Below are 12,445 nucleotides of genomic sequence, written 5' to 3'. Positions count from 1 at the left end.
GGAGTTATCCAAAGTTTATGTTGTGACCGTAGGGGAGCAGAACTTTGTGAATGAAGTGACAAAATCCACGAGAAAACTGCTTAATGAGCTGGAAATACATATTACTCAAAACTTGGGAAGTTAGTGATTCCCACCATCTCCCACCGAAAAAAAAAAAATACTAGTTCTGCATATAGAATGAGTAGAGGTGAAAGATATGTCAAAAATAGGAAGAGTTGGAATGCTGAGCGCAATAATAGTAGTTTCCCTTGTGATGGTAAGTTACATCCCACCAAGTGTGTCAGGCGAAACTACACTTTGGTTTCAAACACCGTGGGACTGTACGTTTCATAATGCCGATGTACCACCCAGCATAAATGGAGCGGCGTATGCAACGCATAAGGATATATTGATAGACGCCTCAATCGGGAGGATATATATTTATAACAATTTCGTGTCAATAGGTGGAGGTGCAATCTATCTTTTAAGATATGGTGGTTTCCGTCATCCGGCAAATCAATTTACAGTTTCAACTACTGGCTATTACGATGTCTCCTTTAAATTCATGGTGAAGGGAACAGCAGAAAATGCTATTTTTCAGACTGGAATCATTCCTGCGGCAGGTAGGTCTTATGTGAAAATAACTCTGAAATCTCAAATAATGATGATGGCGGGAGGAACAGCGAGCTACATTGTCAACTCAGGAGAGAACATTCTCTACTCACATGATATTGGTTTCATAGGGTTCACTTTCGGCTCTTGGAACAATGAATACAAAACAATACAGTTCTCTGCATATCTTCGCTCTGACTCCTCGTATTACTTCAAAGCATGGATGGAAGTAGAAACCCTCTCATCGGCTCTCGGTGGGGTGTCCACTACCTCTATTGCAGACATCACAGCCTATCTGCAGAGCGTAACTATAACTTTGCCCACTTCCTATCCACCGCCTCCTGGTGGCTGTCCATATATTTCTACATTTGATGGCAACGATTTCAATTTAGATAACAATCTCCTACCGCAGTCTGAAACTCCTTTCAGAGAAGATGTAGATGTAACAGATTATTATCTTCTTCAAACTCAACCATTACTTTCAAACAACACATATCAGTTGAAATTGAGTGAGATGGAAAATGCTCACAGTTTGATTGATAAGTTCCAGGTATATGCAGTAGATCATCATAGTAACATCAAGATAGGATTGACAACGAATGGTGAAATAAGGTCATATATCGCACCAGAGCCACCACTTTCTGCGATGGATAATTATGGTGTAAATCAGACAGCAAAGGTGATTGCGGAGGACAATTTGTGGTTTGAGGGAAATCATAGAGAGGCTTTGGTTCTTGAATTTAATAATCCAAATCTGGGAACTCAGAGGCTTGTTATAAAACACTCCACTATGGGCTCAACATATATTCCTCAGAGTGTCTACCCACCAGTAAAAGAGTCAATTCTTGTTCAATATCTTTCAGAAGAAAATACATGGTGGAATCTCACAATCATCCCTACCAGAAATCTTTGGTCAACCACCATTGTGGACTTACCTCAAAATGCTTCACATGAAAAACTATTCGTGAAACTCTACTTTCTGAATTTGCATAAAATAGACTTTGTTGGTTTAGATTCTTCTGTGAATGCAGATATTTCTGTCACAGAATTACCTCTCCTTTCGGCAATGAGTTCACTCCACGGAAATATCACAGAGAAAATAATGCAACGCGATTACAGATATGCAGAGGTTTCTGGTGATGGGGATATTCTGCTGAGTTATAAATCTGTGGGTTTACCAACAATCCCAGAAACAACTAGGGACTTCTTGGTTTTATCTGTGGGGTACTACTATCCATCTGAGGGATACAGAGAGCCAGGGGAAATTGAGGTAGAAGAGAAGGTAAAGATAAAGGTAGAGATGGAAGGGAGAAAAGGAAACACTATAGGAGTAGTTCTGTATAGTTCTGGCGAAGGTAACAACTCCAAGATTCAAAACATTACATTTGTAGAAAGAACACCTGGAAAACCAAATATTGTAGAGATGAATGTTTACTACCGTCCAGGTAATCTCTTTGGACTTTCCCTTTACTACAACGGTTCGAATGGTGGTGCCAATCCTGTAAAGGTGAGAGTGGTTGGAAGTAAAGGGGAGGAGCAATATAATCTACTGTTTAACTCTGCAGAAGGAGAAAATCAGGTTTTCTCCTTGAATATCCACACGGCAATACGGAATGTGACTTCTATCCAAATCATCAACGAAACAATAATCATTGCAGAGAATACAGTCCTAAGGTTTAGTTTTTCTGCAAATTATAGTTCACCTCTGCTTGGCTGGAGCAGTGTAACATGGAATTTTGGTGATGACTCAACGAGCCCAGAGGAAACAGCTACCCACGAGTTTTCAGTGCAAGGATTTTATATAGTGAGATTACTTCCTGCCTACATTGATGGTATGATGTTACATAAAATTGCGTTTGTGAAGGTGGGATAAGAGTGCCAGCAGAAAAAGGTATTGAGGAGATTAAGGTGGAAGCAAAGAAAAGATTCTTTCTTGTTGCAGTTTCATATGGTTTTTTTTATCTTGGGCTTGATTTAGGCATTTCTCTGCCATACATGGCTGATGGGACATCTGAACCGCCGTTGGCTTTTCTGCTAATTGGTTATTTGGTAGGTTGTTGGACATTTGCAGTTGTTTTTACCGTATTTCAATTACGACCACTTACCATTTATCTTCAACCCAGATGGAGAAGAGAATATTATATTATTATCCACTTCACCCTTCCATTTCAGTTTTTCTGGCTTGGAGAAGTCATTCCCGGGTCCATTTGGTTTGTTTGCTGGTGGATAGATGTTACTGAAGGATCTTGTTTCAATTATGTTATGATCATAGTTCAGGTGATATACATCCTAGCCATCATAGTTTACTGTTATTTTGTGATTTTCAGACATCATTATAACTACTTTCTGATACACCTAACCACCAAACCAAAACCCCGACGAGAAGTTTGTAGAACAGGCACATAAACACTAAGTACTATTGGTTGGAGCATCACATAGACATTTATAACCCATGTTGACGAAGCACTTTTCATTAGGTCCCCCCATAATACTCCCTCTGATACTCCTCCAGTTTTCGTTTCAGCAACTCAGAAACTGGCTTGAAATCCTGCAGAGCATTGCACTCCTTGTAAAATCTTTCCCAGAGCTTCAATCCTTTTACAACCATGCCAGGATACCAGAGAATTCCAGGGTTAGCCCAGTAATATTGACAGCTGAACACCGCTTTGTCTAAAATCTCCCTCGCTTTCTTGTTCTCCCTTGCCTTAACAAGTTTAAATGCTCTGACTGTAATTGCCCACTGGAGCATGTGCAACTCGTTGTTTCTGTTGTACCATCGAGGGTATGGAATTTCCTGTTTCAGCTCTTCTTCTGTGGAAGCCCAGGAGCATGCCCTCGCTGAAACCATCGCCTCACTACTGGCCTCTGCCAGAAACTCGCTTACAGTGAGAGTTTGCACATTACTACCCCTCAACTCCCTGAATATCTGCCAGAATTCCTTCTTATGATGCCCGTAAATCTCGCCATCGGTTGCACTCACCCATACCTCATTTTTTTCGAAGTTTTTCAGTAAATCCGCCAAATGCAGGGCATAGGTGTTTAGAGCATTGCTCACACCTCTGTTTCTCAGAATTACTTTGAGCTTGCCATTTCCTAGCACACCAGAAATTTTGCCTGGACAGGCAATTTCGTCCATGATTACCCACCTATACCCCATCTTCTCCAGGATTTCTGCAACTGCTTGAGAAAAACACATTTCTGGGAGGAAAAAACCATCTGGCTTTTTTATACCGCCAATCTTCTCAAGAATCCATTCGTTCAAAGCAATCTGACGCATGGCTTCCTCTTCTGGGAGCATTGGCAGAATGGGGTGATAGGCAGCACTACCAGTAAATTCCACATTTCGATTTGCCTTAATTTTGTCAATCAATTCAAAAATTTCATGCATCTCCAACCTTTCAAAATGCTCAAGCAACACACCGCTGATGTTTATTGTGATGCGAATCTCAGGGTTCTCTGAAAGCAGTTTTAGAACTGGAAGATAGCACTCATTTGCAATTCTCTTTACCCAGTAGGCACTCTGCACAGGTGGTTGATAGATGTGGAGAAAATTAACCCAGCGAATCATTTTTGAGCCCTTGTCAATCTGGCGAGCTCGCTAGCTCGTTTTCCAAGCGCTATTGCATTTCTAACAGCCCTCAAATCTCGCTTAACTTCCTTTTCTCTTGAACCCACGCCCACAACACCGCCAGCAAAAACCATCTGGTGCTGGGAAAAGAAGGTTGCGAGAGAGGAAACAACAAGGTCTCCTGCCTCACCTTCCATTACCACAACCGCAGCCCCAACTTTGTCCTTGAGCTCCAGATTGTTGTAGAGCATATAGGTTCTATCCTGCAATGCCTTCAGTTTTGCTGTGACTCCGCCGAAGTAAGTGGGAGTACCGATTATAATGATGTCTGCCTTCCTCAGCTCTGGATAAATCTCCTGCATTCCATCTTCCTTTATGCACTTGCCTTCAATAAGACACTTGTTACATCCATCACAGGGCTGGATGTCCTTATCCCCGATAGAAATTATCTTTTTCTCTTCACACTCTACAGCATCCAGTGTATACTTCAACAGAAAACCAGTGTTCCCATTTGCTCTTGGGCTTCCACAAATTCCTATTGCATACATTTTATTCCCTCCAATCCAAACCTACAGTTTGGGTTCCAATCTTTGGAATAACTCCAAGTCGTCTCTTATGCCAGGTCTTCTCCACCTTTCTCACAATTGCGTCGATTTTCTCAATTGGAATACCAGTTATTGCATGAATCTCCTCAATCTTCAAAAAGTGCTCAAGCCCGAACAGAATTTTGTCTAGCTCCTCGTAGGAAATGCCAAGTTCCTCCTCATCTGTCTGTCCCTGCCAGAAACCAGCACTAGGTGCTTTTTTCAAAATTTTATCAGGGATTTTGAGTTCCTTTGCAAGCAATCTCACCTGGGTTTTGTAGAGGTCGCCAATGGGCAAGATGTCAGCAGCGCCGTCTCCATATTTCGTAAAATAGCCAGTAAGAAGCTCGCTCTTGTTGGATGTGCCTGCAACAAGGAGGTTGTTCTGGTTTGCAAACGCAAAGAGAATGCACATTCTCGCTCGCGCCATCAAATTTCCAAAATTAACTTTATCAATTTCAAATCCCAGCACATCCCTGAACTTTTCCACAACTGGCTCAATATTTACCTCTTCCTTTTCAATTCCCAGTGTTTCAACAAATTTCCGGGCATCTTCCATATCCTCTGACGGTGTTGTCGCAGAAGGCATGAGCACTGCTGCCACTCTGCTCTGCCCCACGGTATCAACCAACAACTTGCACACAACAGCCGAATCCAGTCCACCGCTCAACCCCAGAATGTAACCGTTTGCGCCACTCTGTTCCAGATAATCAGAAATAAATGCTTTAATGGTTGGAATTGTTTCCTGGCTTAATTCAATCTTGATTTCCATTAAGTTACCTCACTCGCCTTTCTGGAGCGACTCCAGATGCCCTATGATATTCCATATCATTGTTCTGCCATGCATTGGAATGTTCGGTTCATTTGCCAGTTCATCAAGCTGGAATATCGCACTGGCAAGCCGCACATCAAGGGATTCGTTTTCCTTCATCAATCTGTCTTTTACTGCGGAGGCCCCACGCCTGATGTTTCTAGGGATAGTGTTGTCCTCCGCTAGCTGCGTAAGATATTCTATAATCTCGCTCAATTTCTGTTGTTTATCCAATTTTTCACCTCCTGTCATTCCACAGGTCTAGGTTTACCGCAATCTTTGTAAGAGGTTACCACAAGCAATGTTTTGCTCTCCTTTAACCCTTTGATACCTGCAAGAGCGTTCACCACAAACTCTTTGAGTTCTCCATAATTTCCAAATCTTGCCTTAAGCACAATATCAGTATCGCCAGTTACAAGAAAAACATCCTCTACATTCTTGAATTTTACAAGTTCAGTGGCTGTATTTTCCAATTCCTTAGCATCAACTTTCAGCAAAATCATTGCAAGGACAGCTTCCTCTCCGTAATACTTGGCCATAATATCATCGTAATTGGTCGCAGTTTCACTCATTCAATCACTTCCAGAGTTTTTAGCTCATATCTGCCCGCAATAGTATTTCTTGCAGTTATCCTTCGTAGGTTCCAGTCCCCTCACTCTCGTCTTCTGCATAACCCAGTTTCTGAACTTGCATGCTTTAGCATAATTCGGACTGTTCCAAAGCCGTTCGAAATCTTCTTCCTTTGTCATAGTAAACACCTTCGGCAACATATATCCCTCCTTCTTAAATCTTTTTCCCTCAATTGCTTCATTATTGCTTCAAAGTATATATAATCCTGTGTTCATTCACCATTCATGAAGCACATTGCAATTGTTGGTGTGGGCAGAGTTGGTAGTGCGCTGGCTTACACCCTTGCCTTCAAAAAATGGGTGAAAAAATTAACGCTTGTGGACATAAAACCAGAGATTGCAGAAATGACAAAAGAGGAAATTCACCACGGGCTTGCATTTCATGGGCTGGACCTTGAGATTGATGCTTTCGCCGATGCCTCGGAAATCAAAAGTCCAGACCTCGTTGTGGTTTCTGCAGGAGCAGCAAGAATGCCAGGGATGAGCAGAAGGGACCTTGCAGCGAAAAATGCGGCAATTGTAAGGGATGTTGTGGCTGGTGCAAAATCTGCAAATCCGTCCGCAAAATTCTTTGTAATCACAAATCCAGTTGACGCAATGACAACACTTGCCGAGCAAATTGCGGGCAGAAAAAATGTGGCTGGCACAGGCACCTGCCTTGAAACTGCTCGTTTCAAAACAATTCTGGCACGGGAGCTCTGTGTAAGCATCGCAGATATTGAGGGCTTTGTGGGTGGAGAGCATGGTGAGGCATGTGTGCCGCTCTGGAGCAGTGTGAAAGTAAAGGGAATCTCTTTGCAGGAATTTCTCGAACAAACAGGAAAAAACCTTGACCGGAAAAAATGCGAGGATTATATCAAAAATGTGAGTATGAAGGTGATTGAGGCGACTGGTGGCACAAGATGGGGTCCTGCAGGGGCATTCGTAGAAATTATTGAAGGACTGTTGCTTCACACAGGTAGAGTTCTACCATTCTCAACTGCAATAGAAATCTCAGGCATAGAAATTCCAGTGCATGTGACAGTGCCAGGCAAAATTGGTTTCGAGAAGGAAATTAGTTTATGGAACCTGCTTTCGCAGGAGGAAAAAGAGAAAATCATCGAGGCAGGAAGGGCAATTTACCAAACATATCAGAAGGCAATTTTATAACTGGGCTACCTTCGTGTTCGCAAAATACTCGAATCTGAAGTTTGTTTTTGAACCCACATTTCTACCAGGGATTGGCATTAACCTTGCTGAAAGAAATTTATTCAGTTTTGCAGCCAAAGACCCAATGTCCAGCAAAAGGTGGTAAATTTTTCTGGTTGAAACATTGCCTGGAAGAGGAATTGTGTCCAGACCGGTGCCGCAAACTGCGGAATAGAGCAGAAGGTTTGTGAGATTGTATTTCCCTTCTGCATTCCTATTTGCCAGTCCTGTGTCTTCCAGCATTGGGAGCATGAGTCCAGAATACCCACACTTCTTTACATTGAGTGCATTAAGCACATCCGTAACAATTTTTGCAGCTGCAAGCGTCCCCGGCTCCCCGAATTTGCCTATCCCAAGTTTTTCAAAGGCATAGGCAACGCTCTGATTTCGCTCAACACCTGGTGCAACTGACACATCTATTCCTTCAAACTTTATCCCTGTCTTTGTGGAGATTTCCTCGCAAGTTTGCTCAATCGTTCTAAATTCTTTCTCAAGTTTTTGCATTAAAATTCTACCTGCTGTCCTTAAATCTCTTGCTTCAGAGAAAGCCGCATACACTATGTCACTGTTTTCGCATCCGATTCCAAAGGAAGGCCTACCACTATGGTAAGATGCTGGGTAAAATGGTGTATCTGGTTTTGGGTTAAAGAGGCAGGCGAATCTAAGGTTTCCAAACCCCTCTTTTTCAAGTCCCGCAAATTTCTTTATCAGTTTTGCAGTGGCAAGGGCAATATCTGGCTCTATTTGATTCTGACTGCATGCAGTAGTTGTGCAGAAACCTCTCCTTGTATTTTTTAGAATTTCATAAATTAATCCAACATTTCTGGGCTGTTTCACAGTGCCCATGCTGAAATAGTCAATTTCCCATGATGCAGCAAAATACTCAAGGGATTCTGCAATCTCCAGAAGTTGACTTTTGCTTCGGAAATACTCCTCCCAGGGTTGAGTGGTCATTCTCAATGTCTGAACCTCGTACCCATTTCTCTCAAAAACTGCTTTTGCAGCATGGAGAAAACTTGCCCAGTTCTCAAATTCCGCTTCGTTCAATGGATAGGAAAGATTGAAACCAAGTGTAATCGTGCGAATCTTCATTTTCTCATTTCATAGTTTTACGAGCTTTTTCTCATAGTCCTGGACAAAAAATTTCCTGCCTTTTTTCACAACTGTATGCCCTTCATTTTCAAGTAATTTTTTCTGGGCTTCAGCCCCACCAGGGTATTTTTCGTTGAGTTCGCCACCTTTTCTCAAAGTCCGCCAATATGGTGTGATTTCCTTCTTTCCATCTGCCTTTTCCTCCTCTGCTGCATGGGCTGCAATCGAGGCAAAAATCCCGGTAGTGAGAGGGCAGGAAATGGTTGTGCCATGCTTCCTTGCTAAAGTTTCACGAATCTGATCAATTGTTATGAGCTTGCCTTCGGGCACAGATTTCATCACAGCGTCCACCTCAACAGGGGCAGGGATGAGCATCGTATCTCCCTCTCGAACCCCCCATTTTCCATCCATCTCCTTTGGCACATTCACTATTCTTGGCAGTCCTTTGTCCTCCCTCAGTTTTTCCCTGAAGGTTTTCTTTTGCTTTTTCATTTTTTCACCTTTCTTTTATTTTCTCGGTTTTCTTCCAGCTGTCTTTTACTTCAGCTTCGCACCACATTTTACGCATTTTCTTGCCTTCAACTCATTTTCTGTCTTGCAATCGGCACAAACAACCACTGCTTTAGAACTCTCTCTTTTTTTCTTCCTTGCCCGTTTCTCAAGCCAGTAATCCACCAGAAAAGGCACAAGGATTATGAGTGCAATTGAAATCTGGAGAAACATCCATGAATTCGCAGGCACATACTGGGCATTGCCTGTAAAAAGCAACTTAAGGGCTCCGAACCATGGGAGCTCGCCCCTCGCCACACCCACAATCCACTCGAATTTTACTGGCTGAACAAGTTCATCATGGTAAAGCAGGTTGGTCTGGTCTATTGCACCGCGGTTGTTGTCCCCCAGCGTAATGTAACCGTCATGTCTTGAACCCACATTTGAGAGAATGCCAGCAAGATTTATCGTCAGATTTATCCTCGCATGACCGTAATTTGCAATCCAGATTTTACTAGCAATTGCGTACCATCTCGGCTCGCTCCCTGTAATTCCCCAGTCCTTGTTGGGCACAAGTGAAGGAGTGTTGAGTTCAGGGATGTCAAACGCATTTGCAGTTGCGTTGTACTTCAGAAAGAGCACAGCTCTATGGATTACTGGTGTGGCATCGTCATGTCCATTCTTTTTATAAACAATGACATCGCCATAACTCCCATAGGTTGAATAACCAGAAATTTTACCCTGAATGTATGTGGTGATTTCTGAAGTTGAGCCGAGCTTTTTCACAAGCACCATATCTCCAGTGTCAATCACACCAATCTGACTTTCTGCACTGTGTTGCATACTCCCGCTTTCAACTACCACAAGAAATGGCCAGAGTCCAGAATAGGCGTAGAGAATGAGGATGAGTGTGCCTACAACAGCGAATGAGACCAGAATGTCCCGCACCCAACCCTTCAGGTATTTTTTCAATTTTGATTGCTTCTTTCCATGGTCTAGCGAAGCATTCATTTTGCTATTTGTTGGTTCTCCTGCAGTCATCAGAGCCACTCATAAGATAGGGCTATATTAAGGAAGTGGTTGGAAAGTCCGAGTTGGCGTGAGCTAGATGAATGATTTAGAGGAGAAATGTTTGCTACATAATCTTCTGTTAACATGGTTGAGTTGTTAAAAATCAAGAATGTGGTAGAATCTGGTAATAACCAAACTTAATATATATACCCCAAAGGCAATCCGCATTCGGGGTCTAAGGATGGGTGCTAGAAAAAGTGTTAAGGGGTGCGTCCAGAGGAAAAAAGAAGGAAGGGCAAATGTGGTATCTCTAATTATCTCTTTATTATTGCTTACCACGGGCTTAACATTTTTCCTTACGCAGTTTAATGTTGAAGGGTGGTCTAATGGTGGCGATTCTTTGGATCCAAATTCCCCAGCATACGGTACCCATGACTGGATTGTGGATAGAGCCCTTGCTTACCTTCCTGATAACGAGAAAAACTACATAGTGACAAACAGAAATGCCTGGATGTTAGGAACAGAATTACCAGATAATTCCAACCTGCCAGGTGGCATTGGCGATGTGGTCTTGCATCATGTATATTACTATGCTAGTGGAGAGTTACAGGATAATGCAAGTGCAAAAAGAGCTGAAGAATGCTTCCAGATTGCCATTCAGAAATTGAGAGCTGGCAATTCTAGTGGTGCCGCTCTTTACGCAGGAATTCTTTCTCATTATGTAGTAGATGTGACTGTTTTCGGACATGTGATGGCTGCAGGAACTGACTGGGGTGAGGAAAAGCACCATTCGGATTATGAGGAATATGTGAACAAATACACACAGACCTACAACTCCACCCTGTTTGACCCATACATCCAGTTTGATGGCACACTAGATGTCATTTCAGCTTATGATGCTACTCTTCAACTCGCATACAACACCACTTTTGGAAATGCAGGGCTTGGGATAATGAACTGCACATGGATGGACCAGAACTACAACTGGGGAAATAGTGTATATGTCAAGTCTGCAGGACGTTCACTCTCCCTTGCAATCAACAAAATTGTGGATGTGTTCCATACCCTTGCTCTTAGCGCTGACACGACGCCGCCTGAAATAACAAATGTGCATGTAAACAATGTTTCTACAGCCACCGCTGAAATTGCCTGGGACACAAACGAGCCCAGCACAAGTGTTGTGGAATACGGGACCACGAGTGCGTATGGACATACAGTATCGGATTCAAGCAGTGTCACTTCCCATTCCATTATTCTTTCAGGATTAACCGCCTCAACAACTTATCACTTTAGAGTCAAATCGGTAGATGCTGCTGGAAATCTTGCAACGAGTTCTGACTACACCCTCACTACCACGGCAAACTCTACAGATGTAATTGCGCTCACAGATGGGGTTGCGACAACAGGCTCTCTCAGTGCTGCCAAGGACGCAAAGTACTACCTGCTAGCTGTCGGGTCTGGAAAAACAGAGTTGAAAGTTGAGCTTACTGGAGCGAGCGGCACTGACTTCGACCTCTATGCAAAACTCGGAGCAAAGCCAACGACTTCCACCTATGATTACCGAAGCATTGGTTCAACCTCAACTGAGACAATTAATGTCACAAATCCCACAGCAGGTGATTGGTACTTCATGGTGTACTCCTACTCTGGCTCTGGGACATTCACAATCAAAGCCATAACAAGCACCTCAAGCACTAATGTTACTCAATTGACAGACGGAGCGACAGCCACTGGTTCACTGAGTGCCTCAAAGGATGGCAAGTACTACAGCATAACAATACCATCTGGCAAGGCACAGCTCAAGATTGAAATGACTGGCCCAAGTGGCACTGACTTTGATGTTTATGTGAAACTCGGTGCAATGCCAACAACCTCAAGCTATGATTACAAGGGCACAACATCATCCGCATCTGAAACAGTGTCAATTACGAACCCAGCTGCAGGCACATGGTACATCTATGTGTACTCCTACTCTGGCTCTGGCACATTTACAATCAAGGCATCCACATCCACTTCCACGGATACGGGAGAACTGACAGATGGTGTGGCAAAGACCGGCTCGTTGAGTGCAACGGGAGCAAAGGCATACTACTTCATCACAATCCCAAGTGGAAAAAGTCAGCTGAAGATTGAGCTTATAGGTCCAAGTGGTACTGACTTTGATCTCTATGTGAAAAATGGTGCAAATCCTTCCACATCATCCTATGACTATAGAAGCATCGGCTCAACATCCACGGAAAGTATCACAATTTCCAGCCCATCTAGTGGGACATGGTACATCCTTGTTTATTCCTACTCTGGTTCTGGTAGTTTTACAATTAAAGCCACTACAGAGGAATAGTAAGAATGACCCTGTGGGTCATAAAGATTTGGGGTGCTAGTATATAAAGCAGCATGGTTCTATTCACAACTCCTAAACCTTAATTTATTTCTAAGAATTCCCTGAATAAAAACGAAGGAGGATGGGATGCATGACAATCTC

13 protein-coding genes are annotated in these 12,445 nt (G+C 42.9%); 4 read left to right on the top strand and 9 right to left on the bottom strand.

Going from position 1 to position 12,445, the window contains the following annotated elements; genetic code table 11:
* The first annotated feature begins 196 nt into the window (after positions 1-196).
* Both QXD64_08515 and QXD64_08510 read left to right on the top strand, forming a co-directional pair.
* On the top strand, positions 197-2,464 hold the full coding sequence (locus QXD64_08515; protein ID MEM3397350.1) for a PKD domain-containing protein: 2,268 nt from the start codon (positions 197-199) through the stop codon (positions 2,462-2,464).
* A gap of 2 nt (positions 2,465-2,466) precedes the next feature.
* The gene (locus QXD64_08510) at positions 2,467-2,997 is read left to right on the top strand and encodes a hypothetical protein (GenBank protein ID MEM3397349.1); all 531 of its coding nucleotides are present in this window, start codon (positions 2,467-2,469) and stop codon (positions 2,995-2,997) included.
* A 67-nt stretch (positions 2,998-3,064) separates the two neighbouring features.
* On the opposite strand, the gene QXD64_08505 is transcribed toward QXD64_08510, so the two are convergent.
* The 6 genes from QXD64_08505 to QXD64_08480 are packed head-to-tail and all read right to left on the bottom strand — an operon-like array spanning position 3,065 to position 6,303.
* Complete coding sequence (locus tag QXD64_08505; GenBank protein ID MEM3397348.1) at positions 3,065-4,159, bottom strand: hypothetical protein; 1,095 nt, start codon at positions 4,157-4,159, stop codon at positions 3,065-3,067.
* Positions 4,156-4,707: a flavodoxin family protein gene (locus QXD64_08500; GenBank protein MEM3397347.1), complete on the bottom strand. Its 552-nt coding sequence runs from the start codon at positions 4,705-4,707 to the stop codon at positions 4,156-4,158. The genes QXD64_08505 and QXD64_08500 overlap by 4 nt, the downstream gene beginning before the upstream one ends.
* 1 nt (position 4,708) lies before the next feature.
* Entirely contained in the window at positions 4,709-5,515 is an 807-nt protein-coding gene (locus QXD64_08495; protein ID MEM3397346.1) for an NAD+ synthase, read from the bottom strand.
* A 9-nt stretch (positions 5,516-5,524) separates the two neighbouring features.
* A complete protein-coding gene (locus QXD64_08490) occupies positions 5,525-5,788 on the bottom strand; it encodes a UPF0147 family protein (GenBank protein MEM3397345.1) in 264 nt (87 codons plus the stop codon).
* A gap of 14 nt (positions 5,789-5,802) precedes the next feature.
* Complete coding sequence (locus tag QXD64_08485) at positions 5,803-6,126, bottom strand: Lrp/AsnC ligand binding domain-containing protein (GenBank protein MEM3397344.1); 324 nt, start codon at positions 6,124-6,126, stop codon at positions 5,803-5,805.
* 24 nt (positions 6,127-6,150) lie between these two features.
* Complete coding sequence (locus QXD64_08480; protein MEM3397343.1) at positions 6,151-6,303, bottom strand: hypothetical protein; 153 nt, start codon at positions 6,301-6,303, stop codon at positions 6,151-6,153.
* A gap of 105 nt (positions 6,304-6,408) precedes the next feature.
* On the opposite strand from QXD64_08480, the gene QXD64_08475 reads away from it, so the two are divergent.
* A complete protein-coding gene (locus QXD64_08475) occupies positions 6,409-7,332 on the top strand; it encodes a malate dehydrogenase (protein MEM3397342.1) in 924 nt (307 codons plus the stop codon).
* On the opposite strand, the gene QXD64_08470 is transcribed toward QXD64_08475, so the two are convergent.
* Genes QXD64_08470 through QXD64_08460 form a run of 3 tightly spaced genes read right to left on the bottom strand, consistent with a single transcriptional unit; the run spans position 7,327 to position 9,993 of the window.
* Positions 7,327-8,463 (bottom strand): DUF711 family protein, encoded by a 1,137-nt coding sequence (locus QXD64_08470; GenBank protein MEM3397341.1) that lies wholly within the window; start codon positions 8,461-8,463, stop codon positions 7,327-7,329. The two genes, QXD64_08475 and QXD64_08470, sit on opposite strands and share 6 nt — an antisense overlap.
* A 9-nt stretch (positions 8,464-8,472) precedes the next feature.
* Complete coding sequence (locus QXD64_08465; protein ID MEM3397340.1) at positions 8,473-8,955, bottom strand: MGMT family protein; 483 nt, start codon at positions 8,953-8,955, stop codon at positions 8,473-8,475.
* A gap of 45 nt (positions 8,956-9,000) precedes the next feature.
* Positions 9,001-9,993, bottom strand: coding sequence for a S26 family signal peptidase (locus QXD64_08460; protein MEM3397339.1), 993 nt, complete (start codon positions 9,991-9,993; stop codon positions 9,001-9,003).
* Between the two features lie 211 nt (positions 9,994-10,204).
* Here QXD64_08460 and QXD64_08455 point away from each other — a divergent pair, with 211 nt between their 5' ends.
* Positions 10,205-12,304, top strand: coding sequence for a pre-peptidase C-terminal domain-containing protein (locus tag QXD64_08455; protein ID MEM3397338.1), 2,100 nt, complete (start codon positions 10,205-10,207; stop codon positions 12,302-12,304).
* The last annotated feature ends 141 nt before the right edge of the window (positions 12,305-12,445 follow it).

The sequence above is a fragment of the Thermoplasmata archaeon genome, assembly GCA_038874435.1.
Lineage (GTDB): Archaea > Thermoplasmatota > Thermoplasmata > Lutacidiplasmatales > SKW197 > SKW197.
This window is presented reverse-complemented; position numbering and strand designations above follow the sequence as displayed.

What these genes read in the sequence shown, in the direction of transcription:
- QXD64_08475 (MEM3397342.1), top strand. Translation starts at nt 6,409, where the DNA reads ATGAAGCACATTGCAATTGTTGGTGTGGGCAGAGTTGGTAGTGCGCTG.
- QXD64_08455 (MEM3397338.1), top strand. Translation starts at nt 10,205, where the DNA reads ATGGGTGCTAGAAAAAGTGTTAAGGGGTGCGTCCAGAGGAAAAAAGAA.
- QXD64_08470 (MEM3397341.1), bottom strand. Translation starts at nt 8,463, where the DNA reads ATGAAGATTCGCACGATTACACTTGGTTTCAATCTTTCCTATCCATTG.
- QXD64_08500 (MEM3397347.1), bottom strand. Translation starts at nt 4,707, where the DNA reads ATGTATGCAATAGGAATTTGTGGAAGCCCAAGAGCAAATGGGAACACT.
- QXD64_08465 (MEM3397340.1), bottom strand. Translation starts at nt 8,955, where the DNA reads ATGAAAAAGCAAAAGAAAACCTTCAGGGAAAAACTGAGGGAGGACAAA.
- QXD64_08485 (MEM3397344.1), bottom strand. Translation starts at nt 6,126, where the DNA reads ATGAGTGAAACTGCGACCAATTACGATGATATTATGGCCAAGTATTAC.
- QXD64_08460 (MEM3397339.1), bottom strand. Translation starts at nt 9,993, where the DNA reads ATGACTGCAGGAGAACCAACAAATAGCAAAATGAATGCTTCGCTAGAC.
- QXD64_08495 (MEM3397346.1), bottom strand. Translation starts at nt 5,515, where the DNA reads ATGGAAATCAAGATTGAATTAAGCCAGGAAACAATTCCAACCATTAAA.
- QXD64_08515 (MEM3397350.1), top strand. Translation starts at nt 197, where the DNA reads ATGTCAAAAATAGGAAGAGTTGGAATGCTGAGCGCAATAATAGTAGTT.
- QXD64_08505 (MEM3397348.1), bottom strand. Translation starts at nt 4,159, where the DNA reads ATGATTCGCTGGGTTAATTTTCTCCACATCTATCAACCACCTGTGCAG.
- QXD64_08480 (MEM3397343.1), bottom strand. Translation starts at nt 6,303, where the DNA reads ATGACAAAGGAAGAAGATTTCGAACGGCTTTGGAACAGTCCGAATTAT.